The sequence below is a fragment of the Iodobacter ciconiae genome, assembly GCF_003952345.1.
GTDB lineage: Bacteria > Pseudomonadota > Gammaproteobacteria > Burkholderiales > Chitinibacteraceae > Iodobacter > Iodobacter ciconiae.
The window spans coordinates 3,312,475-3,333,203 of record NZ_CP034433.1 but is presented as its reverse complement, the minus strand read 5'-3'; the positions used below and the strand labels follow the sequence as shown (position 1 = coordinate 3,333,203).

The window sequence follows — 20,729 nt, the reverse complement described above, 5'->3', positions numbered from 1 at the left end:
TGGATATGCTATGTCAGTCTTCAATCGGTGCTTCAACCGCAGCCGCATCAATTTTCAGCAAATCAGCCAAAGCACCATTAATAATCCGCGGAGCCAGACGTGAGTAATCAATCATCAAATCAAGCAGCGGCCCTTCAAAGACCATTTTATTACGCCGATTAATAAAGCCGAGTTTGGCCAGCTGACTTAAATTCATAGAAAAACGTGCCTTACCGCCAAGCTTTTTACCAAAATCGGCGTAAATCGCTTCTTCAGGAATGCCTGGAGCCACCTCGTCACCAAATTCAATTGGCGATGTCCCCCCAAACATATCGTCAGGGTCCGATGCTGACAGTGCAATCTGACGCTGGCGTTTAGGCAAAATAATCAAAGCCCAGACTACAATCAAAAGGGCAATCGCATCCCTTGGCATACCCATATTATTAGACAGCCAGTTTTCGCCCTCGCCAAACACCCAGTCTTCCATCTCGGCAGCAAGGCCGACGGCGATATATTCTGCATAAGGGTTTTCCAGTAGGCGCAGGCCACAACCGGCTAACCGGTGATCCAGCGATTCGCGGAATGCTTCGTCAATCAAAGCGCGCCGTGCTAGAGGATCTTTGCGTGGTAAAAAACGATGCGCCAAGAGGCGCGCGACCAAAATATTAAGAGCTTGATCCATGTACACCCATACAGAGATAAATAAAACGCCAGAATTAAACGAATAGCAGATAGCAAAACTAAATCTAAACCTTGGTATCCCCACGGATTATGGCGATATACCACGCAAATACAATAAAGCCATATCACTAGCGGCAGCTAGGTGCTCCCGGAGCAGCAAGCTAAAACCTCGCTAACCCAGTAACTCGGCCAAATGATGCGGCTTGCCCAGCATAGCTTTTGCCAACTCTTCACAAAGCACGGGCGTGCATTGTGCAGGGCTTAAAAGATGTTGGTCTTCTCCCAAATTAGCCAGATTGCGAATATTTAAGCGAATCTTGCCAGTTTCATATACCGCATCAAAACGAAAACGCGTTGGAACCAAAGGCGCTATCGTAATGGACGAGCGGATAAACTTGCCATCCGGTGCAGTTTGAATTTTTTCTTCCAGCTTACAACCGTACTGCCACATCTGCTCTTTTAAGTGTTTAGCGGCACTTTGTGACGAACAAACGGTGCGTAAAGACTCCCTGCCCTGCCACTCGGTAATAAACTCGACGTAATCAGGGTGATCCCCTCCTTCCAGTACTTTATTACGCGAATTTGCCGCTGCCAGCGTCATACTCATCTGAGTAAACTCTCCGACCCCCCATACCCGATAGGTATGCGGGCTAGCCGGTTTAACAACCTTAAGCTGATTGGCCAGTTCGTAAAAATAAGCCATAACGGCGCGCATTGCACCATCAATCAAACCCATATTGCTAAGATAAATGCGTCTTTGTTCTGCACTATCTATTTCTACTGACGCGGCTTGCTGCTTCAGATCATCCAAAAGACCCATTATGCACCCCACAATGATTTGTAAACGCCGATTTGTCTGGCGCAGAAAGCCATACGTGCCATTTAAACTACTTAACCTCAACAGGACGTAAACGACCGCAGCTAATTGCGGCAACTTCCAGGTGGTCTAATAACTCCACCCCCTCTTCTGCCTCCAAAAATAATGGCAAACGCACTAAATCTGCTACCACACTTTGTTCCAGCGCCGCATCGGCATCACCAAGCAAGGACAATAGCGATAGACGATAAGCTGTTACGTTGTAAGTATCTGCCACCACCTGTTCAAACAATTCGGCAGAGCCGCCACGGGCAGCCAGCTCACCCAGCTCCTCAAACAACGTTTCCGCATCCAAAAGACGCTCCACTTCCATCGCTTCAACATCTTCTGCGATTTCACTTGATGGCAGTGCACTCTCGATATATTCAAGGCGTTCACGGCTAACCAGCTCGTACTCGGAAATATCTAATAGCTCATCCGCCGTAACAAACACAGGCTCTGGGTGAAAAATCAACAGATCCCGCCCCAAATCAGCCAACTCATTCTGATCCAGGCGGCGTAGCCAATCTGCCACGTTAGAGGATGTCAGCCCGGATTCACCCAAATGCACGCGCTGCGCAGCCAGCTCGCTTAAACGGCGCTGAAAAACGCTGGTTAAACGCAGCATACGGCTTTGCGCGGTAGCAATGGCCTGGGCCTGATTCAGTGTCAGCAGATCCAGCGTGTCATCATCCAAAATGGCATGCATGACTTCAGTGCCTTTTTCTACCCATTTCCAGACGCTTTCCAGCTTAGATTGTGCCTTACGGATTTGGAACTCGGATTGCGATTCGAGCGCTTCTTCAAAGTCGCGATAAAGCTCATTCAGTCTTGCCAGAAGATGCTGCAGCGCTTCATGCGCCACTCGCCCGACCGACTGCCCTGCTGCCACTTGCGCTGTTAAATACCCAAGCTCGGCATCACCATCCGAAAACTGCACCAGGGTACCAATAGAGGCCAGAGCAATTCGGCCAGGCTCGGATAAAGAGTAAAGCTGCTCGTCCGAATCCCACACCAAAAGGCCATTATCACGAATCCGCTTGAGAACAGTTTCAAGCTTGACTGGGTTGATATAAGCGAAGTGTGCCTGCAAGTCCTGCGGTGTCCAGCGCGGAGCCTGTGCACGCGCACCAATTTCACGCAGTACCAGGAGGCGTACCATGACTTCTTCTTCACCACCGCGAAAGAGCGTGATAAAAGCATCCAGGTAGGGACGAGCACGGATCAGCCCTGCCAGTGGCGGCAAATCGAGTGGCACAAAGCCGGGCTGAAAAAATTCTAAAAGAGTGGAGTCGTTCTGCATGTGGGCCGGCAGATAAATACTAAAAGGAAAAAGAGCTTAACGTGTACACTCGGCAAGTACCAGCCCGAACGTTTCACGCTCAGGCGGCCCTTACTGGCGCATCAGCTAATTACGCACTGGTACTGTCGTTAGAAGCAGGTAAATTTGCCGGTGTAGCGGCTACTTTTGCAGCATTTGCTTCGGCTTTTGCAACAGCTGCAGCTTCACGGGCGATTTCTAATTGCTCGGCGCGAATTTTATCTTCATTACGCGTATAGATACGGGCGGCTTCCAGGTAATCCATAATTGCGTAAGTTAAATCACGACAACCTTCGCCTGTTAAACCAGAAATAGTAAACAGACGTGGCTGCATCGGGTCAAACGCTTCATAGGCATCATGCTTGCCTGCTTCCCAGCCATAAGCTTTCAGGAAGCTGGCTACACGCTCGGCCCGTTCGTCTTCCGGAATCATATCCAGCTTATTGAGCACCAGCCAGCGTGGCTTTTTATGCAGTTCTTCATCATATTTACGCAGCTCTTCAACAATTGCGCACGCTTCAGCCACAGGATCGGCCGACTCATCAAACGGAGCCAGATCAACGATATGCAGCAAAATACCGGTGCGTTGCAAATGTTTCAGAAAGCGATGCCCCAAACCCGCACCATCACTAGCACCTTCGATCAAACCCGGAATATCGGCCACAACAAAGCTGCGGTTATCATCAATACGTACTACACCCAGATTTGGAAATAAAGTGGTAAACGGGTAATCAGCCACCTTTGGTTTAGCGGCAGAAACAGCACGAATAAAGGTTGATTTACCCGCATTTGGCATGCCCAGTAAACCAATATCAGCCAGAACTTTAAGCTCTAAACGCAGCTCACGGCGCTCACCTTCTTCAGCAGGTGCAGTTTGACGCGGGGCACGATTTACAGATGATTTAAAATGCAGATTACCCAGACCACCCTTGCCACCCTTGGCAATCACAACGCGCTGGCCGCTTTCGGTTAAGTCTGCAATCAGCTCGCCTGATTCGGCATCAACAATGGAAGTGCCCACCGGCATACGCAATTCAATATCATCGCCGCCCTTGCCGTAGCAATCCGCACCACGGCCATTTTCACCATCGCGTGCTTTATATTTTTTTACAAAGCGGTAATCAACCAATGTATTGATGTCTTCGTCCGCAACCGCCCAAACACTACCACCACGGCCACCATCACCGCCATCCGGGCCACCACGAGGAATAAATTTCTCACGGCGCATACTTGCAGAACCACTACCACCTTTGCCAGCAATGGCTTCAATTCTTGCTTCATCAATAAATTTCATGCGTAGAGCTCCAGCAAAATACTTTAGAAGACTGCCCGCGTATTCTGGGCAAGGCACTGTTGCTTGTTATTTTTAAAGCATAAAAACAAGACGCATGCCGGGCAAAAATAATAAGCAACAGAACCAAAACTTCCGATAGAAAAAAAGCCCCATCCATGATGGACAGGGCTTTAAAATATACCACTACCACTTAATAAATTAAGCTGCTACTTCTTCACCAACATAAGGCAAGATAGTTACAGTGCGACGCTTCAGAGCGCCCTTCACTGCGTATTTTACATAGCCATCTTTCAGCGCAAACAAGGTGTGATCCTTGCCAATGCCTACGTTATCGCCCGGGTGGAATTCCGTACCGCGCTGACGCACGATAATAGAACCGGCAGGAATTAATTCACCACCGTAAACCTTGATACCAAGTCGTTTTGAATGTGAGTCGCGGCCGTTACGTGAACTACCGCCAGCTTTCTTGTGTGCCATGTTGCAACACTCCTACTGAATTAAGAAAAGGCGGAATTACTTAACGATCGCGTCGATACGCAATTCAGTGTAATTCTGACGATGGCCCTGATGACGCTGATAATGCTTACGACGACGCATTTTAAAAATGGTCACCTTGTCGCCACGACCGTGTGTTACCACGGTTGCGGAGATAGATGCACCAGCTACCAGTGGGGCACCAATCACCACTGCTTCACCGTCTGCCACCATCAATACTTCATTCAGTACGATCTGGCTGTCGATGTCTGCAGTAATCTGTTCTACTTTAAGTTTTTGGCCGACGACAACTTTATACTGCTTGCCCCCGGTTTTTACGACTGCATACATAACAAGCTCCATTGGAGAGTTTGGGTCTTGCGCTTTACTACCTGTCACGCCTGCTTTAACAAATAGCGCAAGCAGCAAAACGTCTTCCCGGATCGGGAAACGCGCGATACTACGCTGAAGCACCAATCAAGTCAAGCACTTACAGACACTGACAACCCAGATCACAAAAGTGCAGCAGCAAACTCCCGTAGCTAGGACAGAGCGGAGCATCGAAGTTTCTGCTAACATGCGCGATTAATTCATGCACGAGCAGTACGGGGCACAAGCGTGGCAATGGAGTTCGTAAAATCAGTCATTGGTGAAGAGATGCAGGCCGTGGACCAGGTGGTTCGCGATCGCCTCTATTCTGACGTCATTCTAGTGCGGCAGGTCGCCGAATACATTGTAAGCTCAGGCGGCAAACGCCTGCGCCCGATGATGGTACTACTATCGGCAAAAGCTTTGGGCTATGAAGGCACTCACCACCGTGAGCTGGCAGGTGTTATTGAGTTTATTCATACCTCGACACTGCTGCATGACGATGTGGTCGACGAATCGGATCTGCGCCGTGGTCGCGACACAGCCAATGTGCTGTTTGGTAACGCCGCATCTGTGCTGGTGGGCGACTTTTTATACTCGCGCGCGTTTCAGATGATGGTGAGCTGCGGTTCTTTGCAAATTATGCAGGTACTGGCCGATACCACCAACATCATTGCCGAAGGTGAAGTGCTGCAGCTGATGAATATCGGCAATGTCGATATCGATGAAGCCGCTTATCTGAAAGTGATTCGCTACAAGACAGCCAAACTGTTTGAAGCCGCCGCCCGCCTTGGTGCCATCCTTGCCGAAAGTGATAACGATACAGAAGATCGTATGGCGCGCTTTGGCATGCATTTGGGTACGGCCTTCCAGATCATTGACGATGTATTGGATTACTCCGGCAAAGCCAGTGAAATCGGTAAAACACTCGGTGATGACCTGGCAGAAGGAAAAGCCACCCTGCCATTAATTCACGTAATGAGCCATGGCACTGCAGAAGCCGCAAATATTGTCCGTACTGCCCTGCAACATGCCAACCGGGATGAATTACCCGCAGTACTTAAAGCGGTAGAGGCCAGCGGCTCGCTGGAATACGCACGCGCAGTGGCAACAAAAGAAGCTCAGCTGGCTAAGGATTGCCTCGAAGGATTAAATACTAATCCCTATCTGCAATCACTGCTTTTACTGGCCGATATATCCATTAACAGAAACAGTTGACAAGCGGCGTGGTCTCAGTGACAATGCGCACCTCTTTTCGGCAATGTAAAGAGATTTCGGGGCGTAGCGCAGCCCGGTAGCGCATCTGCTTTGGGAGCAGAGGGTCGTGAGTTCGAATCCCACCGCCCCGACCAAATACTAAAACCTCAAGACTTCTGTCTTGGGGTTTTTTTATAAGCTGCCTTTGCCAGATAAAAGCACCTTCGTAATTACCTACACAATTTTTTAATAAAGCTTATCTGCATAGCCCGCCGATGCCATTTAAATTAGCCCTCAAAGCGATTAAAACAAGGCAAAGCTTATCCTCGGCTCTTTCCGTAATAAAAACAGGGACGCATTCAGCGCCCCTATTTTTATTGCCCAGCCTATAAAATCAATTTACCACCAGTATTCAAGCTGCAGACCGTAAGTCGATCCGTTTAAATCCGAGCCAAAAGTGTCGGTTTTAGACAGCGCCGATCCGCTGCTTGCCGCATTCTGGGCCGCTTCATTCCAGCGTGCATAGGTATAAAACAAGCGAAGTTCCGGACGGCTCCAGAAAGCTTTATCCAAAGTAAAAGTAGGCGCAATAGTGAGCTTACTTAGATGGCGTGTTTGTCCGTCCAGCGCTTCAACCCGATCATGCCCAAGCTCGGTGATCAGCTTAAAGTTCTGGTTAAAGGCGTACGCTGGTCTTGCCCCCATCGACCACCAGGTTTGCCGGCCCGCATCACTTTGATCACGCTGATAAACTGCCATCAGCTGGCCGCCAAACTCCGGTGTGGCTTGCCACTCAAAAGACTCGACCAAACGAAAGCGTTTATTGCTTTGGTTTGCTAATAGAGAGCCGGTATAACCCAAACCTGTGCCAGGGCCTACGCCGTACTGAATAGCAAATTTATTACTACCGCCCAGCCAGCCTTTTTGTTCATGCTGAGCAGTAAGCGACCAGCCGCTATTAGCCCCGCTGACCTGCCCGGCTTCCTGGATATAACTCAGGCCCAGTGCCACTTCACCGCCTGTGTTAGTGGCGATACCACCAAGCTGAAAATCATGCTTATTGGCGAAATCTGCCTGATAAATATTATCCTCACGCGAGAAGGCATAGCTGAACTTTAAATCGCCCACCTTATAGTCCTCAATCCCCAGCCCCGTACCACTTGGATTCCAGTAGTAAAAGTCAGCGATATGCACATCATGGCGCTTGTAATAACGGCGCCCAGCCCACAACGTTGCGCCGTTTAACTCGGGGATATTGCTGTATTTGGCATAAATCTGCGGCGCTCTGGCGCTGCCATCATCAGGCTGAAAAGTAGGTGATCTGTCATTGCGATTATAAAGACTGGCCATTCCTACCACAGTAAAGGTGCTGCCCTGCTCGCTTTTATAAAAGTCGTGACTGATTTCCAGCTCGCCATAAAGCTCGCACTCATTACCCAGCCGATATTTTGTTTCTGCCCCCGCCAGCTGAAAACAGCTTTGCGCACCACCAGACCCCGTTGAAGCACCCGCACCGATCCGGCCATAGCCATGAAACTCGAATGCCATCGCTGGTACAGCACTTGCCAGAAAAACACCACTGAACAGCATGGTTTTAATTGATGAATAAAACATCGCTCTACTCCTTATTTATTTTTAAAAACAAACTAACAGGCAAAAGCGTCCCTGTCCCTGCACATTGGGAGGGGACAAAACTGCCTAAAGGCAGGAATTGGGGTGGTATTAAAACTGGGCGGCAGAGGCAGCCCAGTGCGAATTAAACAATTTAATTTTTTACTCGCGCACAAACAAAAATGTAATAACCACACTCTCTGCATAGGGCTTAGAAATCCCCTTGAAACACGCCGAAGCGAGGAACAAGCGGGGCGGGGTTTCTTTGATACCTGTCTGAGCGAAGCAAGTTCTGCAGCCGCCACCTCGATTGTCCACAGCAAGGGGTTTCGTGCCGGCTGGGGCCGCCTTCTTTGCTTACTTTCTTAGCGAAGCAGAAATCAAATACTTCGCGGGGATCACGCACCAAAACTAACGTGCCGAAGGCACTTAAAAAGCACTATTTAAATATCACATCAGTAGTGAGCTCCTAAACTAAGAAGCACTAAACCTAACCATCAGCGATTCAAATGGCCGCAAATTAAACTGGCTGAAATCTGCACCAATATCCGCATAGTTTGTAAGCACCACCTCGCCTGACCAGCCAGTAGGGATGGCGATATTTGAAAATACTGTCCTGCTAGAGGTAAAGTTACTCACAACCAGCAAGATTTCACCCGGCAAGCTGCGGGTATAGGCCCATACCGCCGAATCTTGCTCACTCAGGCAACGGTATTCGCCATATTTAAGTGCCGCCGATATTTTACGTAACGCGATCAGCTGGCGGTAGTGATGCAGCACCGAGTTTTGATCCGCCATTGCCGCGGCAACATTCACGCTTTCTGGCTGACTGGCAATTTTGATCCACGGCTCGGTGCTGGAAAACCCCGCGTTAATGCTATCGTCCCACTGCATTGGTGTGCGGGAGTTATCACGGGATTTTTGCTTAATCGCCGCCATAATATCGGCCTCGGGCACGCCCGCTGCACTTAGGCTTTGGTAAGCATTCAACGTTTCTACATCACGGTAATCGCTGATCTGGGTGAAGGCCGGATTAGCCATGCCGATTTCCTCGCCCTGATAAATATAGGGCGTGCCTTGTAGCCCATGCAGGGTGGTGGCCAGCATCTTGGCCGATTCCAGCCGATACTCACCATCATCACCAAAACGTGAAACCACACGTGGCTGATCATGGTTACACCAGAAAATAGCGTTCCAGCCACCGCCCTCGTTCATCCCATTTTGCCAATCCGACAGGATGCGTTTTAGCCCAATAAAGTCATAAGGCGCAGCTACCCACTTTTCGCCATTCGGGTAATCCACTTTCAGATGGTGAAAATTAAACGTCATGGATAATTCATGCCGGTCCGGCCTTGAATAGTTAATGCAATGAGGCAAGGTGGTCGATGACATTTCTCCCACAGTCAGCAAATCTCGCCCGGCAAATACGGCGCGGTGCATTTCTTGCAGATATTCATGCACGCGCGGACCATCGGTATAAAAACGGCGGCCATCGCTATCGTCGTCGCTAAAATCCTGCTGCTTGGAGATCAGATTAATCACATCGAGGCGAAAGCCTGCCACGCCCTTATCGGCCCAGAACTGCATCATCTCGAACACGGCTTGGCGCAGCTTTGGGTTTTCCCAATTTAAATCGGCCTGGCTTTCATCAAATAAATGCAGGTAATACTGGCCACTGGCCTGATCAAGCGCCCATGCAGAGCCGCCAAATTTGGATTGCCAATTATTAGGCTGATCACGCCAGATGTAGAAATCACGGTAAGGATTATCACGGCCCTTTAAAGCCTCCTGAAACCAGGCATGCTGCACCGAAGTGTGGTTTACCACGATATCCAGCATGATGCGTAAGCCCCGCCCCCTGGCCTCGCTTAGCAACAAATCAAAATCGACCATGCTGCCGTAAGCCGGATCGATGGCGTAGTAATCGCTTACATCGTAGCCATTGTCTTTTTGTGGAGAAGCGTAAATCGGTGTCAGCCACAGATAATCCACGCCCAGCCATTGCAGATAATCCAGCCTGTCCACTATGCCCAGTAAATCCCCCGTCGCCCGGCCATGATGGCTGCTAAAGCTTTTAGGATAAATTTGATAAACCACTGATGATTGCCAGTCTTGCTGCATCTAGAAACTCCCTGCTTTTATTACTGCGAATGCTTGTTTGATGGATGGTGTGGGGGGGGGGAGCTGGCATACTGCGCTGCGGGCACACGTATTCAAAACCGCCGTAGGGCGCCTCTCATCGAACAAATAACCAACTCACCTTCCCCCTGCCTGAATCCACCCACGATTCAAACCGATTACCCCTCTAGCACCGCATCGCCTTTCCACGATGCGCGCTTGGCAAAGAGCCATGTCACGGTAAAGGGCACAATAACCGCCACTAAAGTACCGAGTAAGAACACCGGAATATGTACTGGCACAATCGAGATAAATGCCGGTAAGCCGCCCACACCAATTGCAGAAGCCAATACATGCTTTGAAGTAATCAGCACGGACGCACAAGCAGAGCCAATCAACGCCGCATAAAAAGGATATTTAAAACGCAGATTCACCCCGAACATGGCAGGCTCGGTGATACCGGAGAATGCAGAGATCGCCGAAGTAGATGCCATACTTTTTTCGGTAGCACTTTTTGCAATGCAAAACATCGCCAGCGCTGCGCTGCCCTGTGCAATATTGGATAGCGCAATAATTGGCCAGATAAAAGTACCACCGTGGCTGGTAATCAGCTGTAAATCAACTGCAATAAACATGTGATGCATGCCGGTAATCACCAGCGGTGCGTACAGTGCACCAAAAATAGCGGCTCCCAGCACCGGCACGACTTCAAACACCTGTACCAGGCCCTGAGTAATCAGTACACCCAGGCCACGCGCTACCGGCCCAATCACGGCCAGCGCCAGCACACCACTGATCACGATAGTGGTAATCGGCACCACCAGCAGTTGAATGGCATTAGGTACGCGCACTTTCAACCAGATTTCTACCTGGCTCATCACCCAGGCCGCTGCCAGAATCGGCAGGATCTGCCCCTGGTAGCCCACTCGCTCAATCTTGAACAAACCAAAAATATCAAAATAGGGAATCGCCTGACCATCCAGCCCCGCTGCTGCCTTACCGTAATTCCAGGCATTGAGCAGATCCGGATGCACCAGCAACAATCCCAGCACGATACCCAGGACTTCGCTGCCGCCAAAACGCTTTGCCGCCGACCAGCCGACCAGGGCAGGCAAGAACACAAAGGAGGTGTTGGCCATCATATTAATCAGCTGCCATAGCCCGCTAAGGCCCGGATATGCATCCAGCAAGCTTTTGCCTGGGATAAACATATCCTTGGCACCAAACAGATTATTTACCCCCATCAAAAGCCCCGCGACAATAATTGCGGGCAGGATCGGCATAAATACATCAGAGAAAATCTTTACCAGACGCTGTATCGGGTTGAGTTTGTTCTCACCGCTGCCTTTTACATCGGCCACGGTGGCAGCATTTCTTCCGGCCAGATCAATCAGCTGCGCATAAACCCGATCCACGTCACCTGAGCCAATCACAATCTGAAATACACCACCATTACTAAACTGGCCCTTAACCAGATCAACCACTTTTAGCTGCTCGTGCTTGATTTTGCCCTCGTCTTTTAAAGCAATGCGCAGCCGCGTAATACAATGCGCCGCCTGCTCGATATTTTCTGGCCCACCAATTGAATCCAATATCTGCTGCGCAATCTGCCGGTAGTCGTAGCTCATCTGTCTGCCTCTTTGTGTAATATTCACAGAACCGGAAGTTAACTCGTACAGACGAGTCATGTCAATACTCGTATGTACCAGTTAAGTACTTAAATATACAAACTTTTAAGCTAGATCAAATACAGCACAGCTAAATATAAACGCTAAACTCCCAAGCCATGCTCATAGCACAGCGTGATCAATAAGCCACAGCCCGCTGCCGTAGGACTCCCCCGCAACCTATGGAGCGGCTGATATTTGAAACCAAGATTACCTCGGAATATTTGCTCACATTAAAGGAAGCTAAATAATGGCCAGGGTCGAAATCAGCGCATCACCAATCTTTATGTGAATGGCAATTCATGACCGGGCAAAGTGGAAAAAATAAAGCCGCCGGATACAAGCAACATGATGCAAGAGCACTACGCATGGTATTCATTTTTAATTGTGGTGAAACTTGCCCTAATGAGCCATTTACTTATGCTCTTTACGAAGCAATAGCACTGCCATTTTCAGGCTGTGTCATATCAAGAAAGGCATGGAAAAATACACCGTGCTTTATATTCGTAACCATTGGTTTATCAATCGTAATAATCCTTCCTGCGCGGCTTTGATATGGTCACGAACTTCGTTCAAGATATTGGCCTTGAAACAAAGAGAAACCATTACTAAGAGCGATGCGCCATAGGTAGCGCATTTGCAATAACTCACCCTGTGCAATATATGCACTGTGTCGTAACGGAATTATTCAAATTACAAAAAAATATTGTGCATCTTTTAAATAATTACCGGCAAAAAACTTACACTGGCTGATTTCTAATAATAACTATGTAAACTTTTCTAACAAATGAGTGCTCCACAACGTCGCTTTTAATTACGTTTTATGGTTTTGGCAGTCTAATAGTACTTTTCTTATGGCCCGCAGCAGAAAAGCAGGCGTAGGATAACGCCACGTGAATGGCTAAAATATAGCCCAGAAGGAAATGGGGGCTTTTTGCAAAAAGATATTCATTTCCAGCACCACTAAGATGGATGTAAAGTCTGGCTTCAGGCATTGAAGCCAGGGCGGCAATCCAGACTTGCTCCAAACCATGCTGCTCAGTCCACACTTGAACTCAATGAGCAAACCCGCAGGCCAGACCAAAAAATCATGGCCAGATCCTGCTGTGGGCATGCTTTAGCCGATGACGATGCCTTGTTCGGTATGGCTAGTACCACAAACCTCACTTCCAGGAAAATTGAAACCTGAACAATTTAAGCTATTTGCTGCGCCGAGCTATTCCCTGAGCATAATTTCACTGTGATCGTCATACCGAATGGCTATGCACTATCAATGGCCGGGCTCTCAATTCGGATGTATTTTCAGTCATGATGCCATTACAGGATGAATGCTCCCCCTTAATGACATAAGGAAATCCATCATCATGCAAAACCTCACAGCGAAAACCACTCGTGGCTTAACATCAGGCGAAATTAAAATGGCAGCCTTGGTTTTTAAAGACTCAATTAATTACGGCATCGTTAAAGTACATCAGGGTGGCTTATTCGGTTTACCAACCGCTAAAAACACGGCAATGACCCCGAATGGGGAAATGTTTTTTCCGGAACAGGCCTATCGGGATGATTTTTCTATTGAAGGAAATAAAAATAAAATCTGGTTTATTCATGAATTAGTGCACATTTGGCAATACCAATTGGGCTATGCAGTAATGTGGAATGCTTTTATTTTAACCATTCGTGGGGGTTATGGATCAAAGGCCACGGCCTACAATTATGATCTGAATGGTGTGGATGCAGGGAAAACACTGCCTGAATTTAATATGGAACAACAAGCCGAATTAATTTCAACCTATTTTGATGCCCTGTTTCTGGATGAAACCGGGCACCCTGAGCAACATGCAAAAGCAGTCCAAAATCTGAGCAAAATCAGCGAGGCACTGGGTAGCTTCAAAACAACCCCTAAAGATGCTTCCCTCCTTCCAAAAACAAACAGTATTAGCACCAATCAGCATCGCTAACGATGCACAAAGACGTTTTCAAAAGGGTTTTGATCAGGCAGGTAATCGTTAAAAACAACGGGCCTTGCCTTTATTCTGGCCCTTTCGAAGACAATGTCGGTAGCCCGGCACTGGGCCGGAAAATATTGGGCAGATCGCTCCCTGATACCGCACTCCGTTAACAACCATCCCTTCCTCCCGTAAAGCCCTTTGTGTATGCTGCTACCTAGGTGTTTTTACTAGCACAAGGATCCACAGGCAAAAACAACCTGTTTACATCCGGATTGATCGTAGCTAAATCATTTCAATACAATTACTCATATGATTAAACCTATGAAAGCTACCTACGCACTCACCGACATTCTGACGCTGGCCTTAAAAGCAGGCCTGCTTGCCCATCAATCCGGGGCGGGCACGCATCGCACCTCGCTGATTATTCAGCGCACAGCCAGAGTGCTGGGCGCAATGCAAGTTGAAGTGATTATTTCATCCACCAATATCGGTGCCACCATAGAGCGGGGACACGAGCGGGAAACCGGTTTTAGAAAGGCACCACATATGGGGGTCAATTTTTCATTACTAACTTCACTGGATAGCTGGCTATTGGCCCTGGAAAAAGACCAGCTCAATGCCAGCGATGCCCAATTGGCATTAGATGAGATAGCCCAGGCCAAAGGCCATTACCCGCGCAGCGTAGTCACTTTATTTGTGGGTTTATCCTGCGGTGCATTTGCAGCTTTATTTGGTGGTGATACTGCAGCGATTCTAATTACTACTCTGGGCTCATCATTGGGAATGGCGGTACGATTTCAACTGGTATTGCAGCACTTTAAGCCCTTCGTATTTGCCAGTACGGCCAGCTTTGTGGCCCTGCTTTGCACCGGCTTATTAAGAGATTTCACCAGCACCCCCGATACCGCCATGGCCGCCTCGGTATTATTTTTAATTCCCGGCGTGCCCTTAATTAATGGCGCATCTGATTTACTTAATGCCAATTATTTAAATGGTATTGTCAGATTTACCATGAGTGCCGTCATTGTGCTGGGCATTGCCATTGGCATCAGCTTGGCACTGCGTATATTAGGAATCTAAATGTCTACACCCTGGATAATCGAGCTGATGGCAGCACCTGCCGCATTAGGTTTTGCACTCTTATTTAATGTGCCGCCCAGAGCATTATGGATGTGCGGTATTTTGGCGATATCCGGCCATGCCGTACGTAAACTGGTATTAACCATGGATGGCGATATGGTGTTTGGCACACTGCTGGCCGCATTATTGATCGGCATCGTGGCCGAGCTTTGGGCCGACCGCCACAATCAGCCCGGCGTAATTTACGCCATTAGCGCTGCAATTCCGATGATTCCCGGCAAATCCATGTATCAATCGGTGCAAGCCTTATTAGGCATCGCCACCATGGGGACAGAAGCAGACGGTACGGCCCTTTTAATTACCGCAGGTGTGCACGGTGTAAAAGCCATCATGATCGTGCTGGCGCTCGCCTTTGGCATCGCCGCACCTTTATTGCTGCTGCCAAAACGAAGCAAATAAAAAATCCACCCCATTATTAAAAACCGCACAAAGAACAAACAAAACAAAGAACAAGTACTAAAGTGTCTTTTTTACTTTTCACTAGCACGCACCGTAACAGGACCTGCAGCAGATCCTTAATAAATACCCATGGCATCTCGTCATACAGTCAAAGAAAGACTAAGCTTGCCCTGCAGCACCATCATGCAGGGCAGGTATCCCATACCTGAAAGGCACTTATAATCTGCATTGTATGCAAACTACAAATCTGCTTTCATAACCGGCAGACGACTAACTCCATATGATAGAGACAGTATGAAACTCATTACCTCATATACCAGCCCCTTCGGCCGTAAAGTTCGTATTGTTCTTGCCGAAAAACGCATTGAATACCAGCTGATTGAGGATAATACTTTATCTTACGAAAGCGGCGTCAGCATCCTCAATCCACTGGGCAAAGTACCGATTCTTTTGCTCGATGACGGCAGAACTTTATATGACTCCAGCGTAATAGTGGATTTTCTGGATCACAGCTCGCCAGCTGGCAAACTTATTCCCAGCGATCACCGGCAAGCCATCAGCATCAAGCGCCGCGAAGCCTTGGCAGACGGAATTAGCGACGCTGCCGTACTGATCAGGCAAGAGCAAATGCGCCCTCCCCCCTTGCAATCCACAGAATGGATTACTCATCAGCAAGCCAAAATTGAGCGCGGCCTCGAGCATATCGCCAATGAGTTGGAAGGCCAAAAATGGTGGGGAGGAGATTTATTTTCTTTAGCCGACGTGGCACTGGGCTGCACACTGGCCTATCTTGATTTTCGCTTGCCAGCACTTGATTGGCAAAAACGCCATCCAAATCTGCGTAGGTTCTACAGCAAGCTGGAAGAGCGCCCGTCTTTTACTGAAACTGCACCGCCCATGATTTAACACTCAGCTGTAAGGCGGATAAATACCGCCCTACAGATCAATCTGATTACTCTTTTGCAATCCCTTCCAGCATTTTTTGTAACTCGCCCGTGGCAAACAGCTCTTTCATAATATCGGAGCCCCCCACAAACTCACCCTTGATATAAAGCTGTGGAATCGTTGGCCAGTTTGCATATTCTTTGATGCCCTGGCGAATATCCGCATCAGCCAGCACATTGACCGCAGCAAAAGATACGCTACAGTTTTTAAGCAACTGCACTGCGCCAGCAGAAAAACCACACTGGGGGAAAGTCGGTGTGCCTTTCATATAAAGAACGACGGCGTTTTCAGTCACTTGCTGGCGAATCAGATCTTGCGTATTCATTTTGAGTTTCCTTTGTGATACCTGATGTATTTACTCGGGTATTGTACTTTTATGAAAAAATCACGGCAAGTAAATCAGATTTTATTCCCAAACCCGGTAAAGGCATATTTTGCTATCATCATGCACCGGCCCAGCGTCCACCCGTGACCCGCTCGATGCCTGATAAATCAAGCCAGCTTTGTACTTCATAAAAACCAGCCTCTTCCAGCAGGGCACGGCAAGCTGCAGACTGATCCCAGCCGTGCTCGAACAAAAGCCAGCCATGCTGGCTTAAATGGCTACACGCACCACTAATAATGCTACGAATATGCGCCAAGCCATCCCCTTCATCACTTAAAGCACTGCGTGGTTCAAAACGTAAATCACCTTCACTTAAATGATGATCATTTTGCTCGATATACGGCGGATTAGATACGATCACATCAAAGCGGACCTCGCCCAAAACCTGATACCAGTCAGATTGATAAAAACGAATGGCGGCCTCCAGCTGGCTGGCATTGGTCTGAGCAACGATCAAAGCCGCAGGAGATAAATCAACCGCGCTAATATCCAGATCAAGACGCTCCAGCTTCAGGGTAATCGGAATGCAACCGGAGCCCGTGCCCAGATCGAGCACCCGGGCGCCGTCTCCTGCCCGCTCTAAAGCCAGCTCGACCAATAGCTCGGTGTCTGGCCTGGGGATAAGCACGCTCGGGTTGACCACAAAATCACGGCCAAAAAATTCCCGTGTACCCACGATATAAGCCACCGGCTCGCCCGCTCTGCGACGCGCTGCCAGTGGATTAAATGCGCTGGCATGCAAGGGATCGACCTCATCCTGCCCATGGCCAATTAACCATGCACGATTTTTACCGGTGCAATGGCCAAATAACACCTGAGCATCAATCTTATCCAAACCACTTTGCAGCAATAAAGCTGAATAATTCATAAAGGCTTCCGTAAGACATTTTATTCATTAGTACACAGCAGCGAAAACTTCGCCCCAACATAAAACCCAAATCTTAAACCACAGAGAAAGAGGAGAACACGGAGGGCCACAGAGAAAAACATAGCTTTCTCCGTGAAACTCCGTATTTCAATATTTGGGTTTTCGCTGCATAACTTCCGTTAATAAATCATTTTTTTGAATCACGATAAGCCGCTAATTCACTAAGCCTGATTCCTTCAGGCCCGGCCCGATATTTGCCATGCGCGATCCGTTGCGAGCAATAAATACCGGTATGCCCAGAGAATAAATAGCTAACTACACAAGCCAGAGCAGCATAAACACCGACCTCTGCACCAAACATTTCTATTGCCATCAGGGTAGAAGCAATCGGAGTATTAGCAGCGCCGGCAAAGACGGCAACAAAGCCTAAGCCCGCCAGAAAAGCAAAATGCAGATTTAACAAAGGGGCCAGGGCATTACCTAAAGTAGCGCCAATATAAAACAGAGGAGTGACTTCGCCGCCTTTAAAACCACTACCTAAAGAGGCCACCGTAAAAGCAAATTTCGCCGCAAAATCGTAATTGGCCATCGGATACTGAAAGGATTCAATAATGGTTGGAATTCCCAAACCCAGATAACGCTCCGCCCCCAACAGCCAGGCCAGTAAAGCAATCACTCCCCCTCCCACAAAAGGGCGCAGAGGCGGGTATTGAATCATTTTTTTCATCCAGCCAGCAATCAAATGTGACGCATTGGCAAAGCAGCGTGCCACTACACCAAAAATGGCTCCGGCCAGCAAAACCGCCACCAATACCCAAAGGCTAATTGCCGGAATCTCACCGATCAGATAATGCGTATGCTGCACACCCCACAGAACACCAACCTGATCCGCCACAACTGCCGCAATCAGGCAAGGCCAGATGGCATCAACCCGCATGCGGCCAATTGCCAGCACTTCAAGGCCGAAAATAGCGCCTGCCAGGGGGGTACCAAAAACAGAAGCAAAACCTGCACTAATCCCTGCCATTAGTAATACGCGCCGATCACCATTTTTTAATTGCAACAGCCGGGTAAGCTGATCGGCCAGCGCCGCGCCCATCTGCACCGCCGTGCCTTCACGACCAACTGATGCGCCAAACAGATGGGAAACCACGGTACTACCCAAAACCAAAGGGGCCATTCTTAGCGGGATAATTTTTTGCGGCTCATTAATCTCATCGATTAGCAGATTATTACCTGCCTCAATCTGCTGACCAAAGCGCCAGTAAACCCAGCCCACCACAAGACCCGCCAGGGGCAAGCCCGCCAGTAACCAGGGATTAACCAGCCGTGTTGAGGTAGCCCAATCTAAAGCAAACAGAAAAAAAGCAGATGCCGTGCCCGCAAGCATGCCCACCAGCACAGCCAGAAATAGCCATTTAAGCAAAGCCAGCAATACGGTCAGTTTTTCCTGAATTTTAGAAAGGCTCATTTAATTCCTGATGTAAACGCGGTGGCTGCGCCAATCGTAGGACGGGTGCAAGCCCATGTACGTTAACCGAATTGTTTTTTTTATTGGCAACCAGCAAAAAACATTAATAACCACGCGCTTTGCATGGAGCTTAAATATCCCCTTGAAACACGCCGGAGCGAGGAACAAGCGGGGCGGGGTTTCGGCCAGGGAGCAAGGCAGCGAGCCAATTCCGCCCGCCGCCGCCTCGATTGTCCGCAGCGCAGGGGCTTTCGTGTTTCGTGGGGTCGCCTTCTTTTGGTTCTTTTCTTGGCGAAGCAAGAAAAGAACTCCCCCGCGGTGGCTACCGCTCCAAAATCAACGTACCAAAGGTACTAAAAGATCTTTTTGATTTTCGTTTGCAAAGCTCGGCCGGATTAACCCACCCTACATCACATCAAAAATACCGAAGCCAGCCCCAGGAAAATAAAAAAGCCCATCGAATCGGTGGTGGCTGTCAGTAATACAGAAGAGCCATAAGCCGGATCACGTCCCAGCTTTTGCATGGTAAGCGGTACTAAAATACCCACCAGCGCGGCAACCAGCAAATTAAGCATCATGGCTGCCATCATTACCACGCCCAGCGAAACCTGGCGATAAAGCAGCCAGGCAATTACACCCAGCACACTCCCCCAGACCAGGCCATTCAAGAGCGCAATACCAACTTCCTTGCCTATTAACCGACCCGAATTACTTGGATTAATTTGTCCCAGAGCCAGGCCGCGAATGATCAAAGTAATGGTTTGCGTGCCGGTATTGCCGCCAATGCCCGACACAATCGGCATCAAGGCGGCCAGCGCCACCAAATGGGTGATGGTTTCTTCAAAAGCACCAATCACCCGGCTGGCAATAAAAGCAGTGCAGATATTAACCGCCAGCCAGGGCCAGCGGTTTTTAGCGGATTTCCACACGCTGGAAAACAGATCTTCTTCTTTCAAACCGGCCAGAGACAAAACTTCGGCGTCAGATTCTTCACGAATCACGTCCACCATCATATCCACGGTCAGGCGGCCGATCACTTTGTGATTGGAATCCACCACCGGCGCAGATACCAGGTCATAACGCTCAAACGCCTGCGCCGCATCCCCGACATCATCATGCCCGTGAAAGGTCACCACATCGGTAGCCATGGCATCATGCACGGTTAAATCAGGATCAGAAACCAGCAGACGATTAATCGCCAGCACGCCTTTTAGCGTTTGTTCGTGATCGACCACAAATAATTTATCGGTGTGATTGGGCAGCTCGTCAAAGCGGCGTAAATAGCGCAGCACCACTTCCAAGGTCACATCATCTCTGATGGTGACCATTTCAAAATCCATCAGAGAGCCGACTTCATCATCCGTGTAAGAGAGCGCCGATTGCAGCTGCGCCCGCTCTTCATCATCCAGCCCGCCTAATAATTCGGAACGCACTTCACTGGATAAATCCGGCACCAGATCAGCCAGTTCATCGGCATCCAGATGCTCGGCCGCAGCGATAATTTCATAGTTTTCCATATCCGCCAGCAGCGACTCACGCACTGCATCGGATACTTCCAGCAAGATCTCACCGTCATACTCAGATTTCACCAGCTCCCAAACCAGCAAGCGATCAAATAAAGGCAAAGCCTCCAAGATGTGCGCCACGTCTGCAGGGTGCAAACTCGCCAGCTTCTTTTGTAATTCAACCAGATTCTGCTTATGCACCAGCTGCTCAACCAGCTCATGCTTGGCCATATCCTGACGATGCACCATATCTTCAACCACGCGATGCCTGTCCAACAGGCGCACAACCTGTTGCAAGCTTTCTTGCAGGCTTTCTTGCTGTTTGCGGGTGACGATCGTCATGCCGAATTCCAAAAAGAGGGTAATTAAAAAGACGTGAGCGAGTTTATCACGTCATCACACCATGACGTTCAAGCAAAACGTGGGTTTAAAGCTCGGCGGGTAATGAAATAAAACGAATATTTAAAAGATAAAATACCAAATACATAACCGTGAAAGCC

19 protein-coding genes and 1 tRNA gene are annotated in these 20,729 nt (G+C 48.8%); 6 read left to right on the top strand and 14 right to left on the bottom strand.

Going from position 1 to position 20,729, the window contains the following annotated elements; genetic code table 11:
• Nucleotides 1–13: 13 nt before the first annotated feature.
• The 6 genes from EJO50_RS14670 to rplU form a co-directional block, all read right to left on the bottom strand.
• A complete protein-coding gene (locus EJO50_RS14670; protein WP_125975395.1) occupies nucleotides 14–661 on the bottom strand; it encodes a hypothetical protein in 648 nt (215 codons plus the stop codon).
• 171 nt (nucleotides 662–832) lie between these two features.
• Nucleotides 833–1,480: a hypothetical protein gene (locus tag EJO50_RS14665; protein ID WP_125975393.1), complete on the bottom strand. Its 648-nt coding sequence runs from the start codon at nucleotides 1,478–1,480 to the stop codon at nucleotides 833–835.
• 67 nt (nucleotides 1,481–1,547) lie between these two features.
• Nucleotides 1,548–2,819, bottom strand: a complete 1,272-nt coding sequence (locus EJO50_RS14660; RefSeq protein WP_125975391.1) for a hypothetical protein — start codon at nucleotides 2,817–2,819, stop codon at nucleotides 1,548–1,550.
• A gap of 109 nt (nucleotides 2,820–2,928) precedes the next feature.
• On the bottom strand, nucleotides 2,929–4,131 hold the full coding sequence (gene obgE / locus EJO50_RS14655) for a GTPase ObgE (protein ID WP_125975389.1): 1,203 nt from the start codon (nucleotides 4,129–4,131) through the stop codon (nucleotides 2,929–2,931).
• Nucleotides 4,132–4,329: 198 nt separating this feature from the next.
• Nucleotides 4,330–4,608 carry a 50S ribosomal protein L27 gene (gene rpmA, locus EJO50_RS14650; RefSeq protein ID WP_125975387.1) on the bottom strand — a complete coding sequence of 93 codons (279 nt, stop codon included), beginning with the start codon at nucleotides 4,606–4,608 and terminating at the stop codon, nucleotides 4,330–4,332.
• Between the two features lie 36 nt (nucleotides 4,609–4,644).
• A complete protein-coding gene (rplU, locus tag EJO50_RS14645; RefSeq protein ID WP_046351465.1) occupies nucleotides 4,645–4,956 on the bottom strand; it encodes a 50S ribosomal protein L21 in 312 nt (103 codons plus the stop codon).
• 273 nt (nucleotides 4,957–5,229) lie between these two features.
• On the opposite strand from rplU, the gene EJO50_RS14640 reads away from it, so the two are divergent.
• Nucleotides 5,230–6,192, top strand: coding sequence for a polyprenyl synthetase family protein (locus EJO50_RS14640; RefSeq protein WP_233702108.1), 963 nt, complete (start codon nucleotides 5,230–5,232; stop codon nucleotides 6,190–6,192).
• A 57-nt stretch (nucleotides 6,193–6,249) separates the two neighbouring features.
• A tRNA-Pro gene (locus EJO50_RS14635) sits at nucleotides 6,250–6,326 on the top strand.
• A 244-nt stretch (nucleotides 6,327–6,570) separates the two neighbouring features.
• Here the strand turns inward: EJO50_RS14635 and EJO50_RS14630 are convergent.
• From EJO50_RS14630 to EJO50_RS14615, 4 genes are all read right to left on the bottom strand, one after another.
• Nucleotides 6,571–7,785, bottom strand: a complete 1,215-nt coding sequence (locus EJO50_RS14630) for a maltoporin (RefSeq protein WP_125975385.1) — start codon at nucleotides 7,783–7,785, stop codon at nucleotides 6,571–6,573.
• 471 nt (nucleotides 7,786–8,256) lie between these two features.
• Nucleotides 8,257–9,903 carry an alpha,alpha-phosphotrehalase gene (gene treC, locus EJO50_RS14625; protein ID WP_125975383.1) on the bottom strand — a complete coding sequence of 549 codons (1,647 nt, stop codon included), beginning with the start codon at nucleotides 9,901–9,903 and terminating at the stop codon, nucleotides 8,257–8,259.
• Nucleotides 9,904–10,079: 176 nt separating this feature from the next.
• Nucleotides 10,080–11,588, bottom strand: a complete 1,509-nt coding sequence (treP, locus tag EJO50_RS14620; protein ID WP_233702106.1) for a PTS system trehalose-specific EIIBC component — start codon at nucleotides 11,586–11,588, stop codon at nucleotides 10,080–10,082.
• Nucleotides 11,589–12,388: 800 nt separating this feature from the next.
• Nucleotides 12,389–12,616, bottom strand: coding sequence for a hypothetical protein (locus tag EJO50_RS14615; RefSeq protein WP_125975381.1), 228 nt, complete (start codon nucleotides 12,614–12,616; stop codon nucleotides 12,389–12,391).
• Between the two features lie 315 nt (nucleotides 12,617–12,931).
• On the opposite strand from EJO50_RS14615, the gene EJO50_RS14610 reads away from it, so the two are divergent.
• From EJO50_RS14610 to EJO50_RS14595, 4 genes are all read left to right on the top strand, one after another.
• Nucleotides 12,932–13,525, top strand: a complete 594-nt coding sequence (locus tag EJO50_RS14610) for a zinc protease (protein WP_125975379.1) — start codon at nucleotides 12,932–12,934, stop codon at nucleotides 13,523–13,525.
• Nucleotides 13,526–13,837: 312 nt separating this feature from the next.
• Nucleotides 13,838–14,596 carry a threonine/serine exporter family protein gene (locus EJO50_RS14605; protein WP_164521520.1) on the top strand — a complete coding sequence of 253 codons (759 nt, stop codon included), beginning with the start codon at nucleotides 13,838–13,840 and terminating at the stop codon, nucleotides 14,594–14,596.
• Nucleotides 14,597–15,055, top strand: coding sequence for a threonine/serine exporter family protein (locus tag EJO50_RS14600; protein ID WP_125975375.1), 459 nt, complete (start codon nucleotides 14,597–14,599; stop codon nucleotides 15,053–15,055). It begins immediately after the preceding gene.
• Nucleotides 15,056–15,349: 294 nt separating this feature from the next.
• Nucleotides 15,350–15,961, top strand: a complete 612-nt coding sequence (locus tag EJO50_RS14595) for a glutathione S-transferase (RefSeq protein WP_125975373.1) — start codon at nucleotides 15,350–15,352, stop codon at nucleotides 15,959–15,961.
• A 46-nt stretch (nucleotides 15,962–16,007) separates the two neighbouring features.
• Here the strand turns inward: EJO50_RS14595 and grxD are convergent, their stop codons facing one another.
• The 4 genes from grxD to mgtE form a co-directional block, all read right to left on the bottom strand.
• Nucleotides 16,008–16,325: a Grx4 family monothiol glutaredoxin gene (gene grxD, locus EJO50_RS14590; protein WP_125975371.1), complete on the bottom strand. Its 318-nt coding sequence runs from the start codon at nucleotides 16,323–16,325 to the stop codon at nucleotides 16,008–16,010.
• Between the two features lie 118 nt (nucleotides 16,326–16,443).
• Nucleotides 16,444–17,253, bottom strand: coding sequence for a peptide chain release factor N(5)-glutamine methyltransferase (prmC, locus tag EJO50_RS14585; protein WP_125975369.1), 810 nt, complete (start codon nucleotides 17,251–17,253; stop codon nucleotides 16,444–16,446).
• 187 nt (nucleotides 17,254–17,440) lie between these two features.
• The gene (locus EJO50_RS14580) at nucleotides 17,441–18,724 is read right to left on the bottom strand and encodes a voltage-gated chloride channel family protein (RefSeq protein WP_125975367.1); all 1,284 of its coding nucleotides are present in this window, start codon (nucleotides 18,722–18,724) and stop codon (nucleotides 17,441–17,443) included.
• Between the two features lie 410 nt (nucleotides 18,725–19,134).
• Complete coding sequence (gene mgtE / locus EJO50_RS14575) at nucleotides 19,135–20,478, bottom strand: magnesium transporter (RefSeq protein ID WP_373280535.1); 1,344 nt, start codon at nucleotides 20,476–20,478, stop codon at nucleotides 19,135–19,137.
• Nucleotides 20,479–20,729 lie beyond the last annotated feature (251 nt).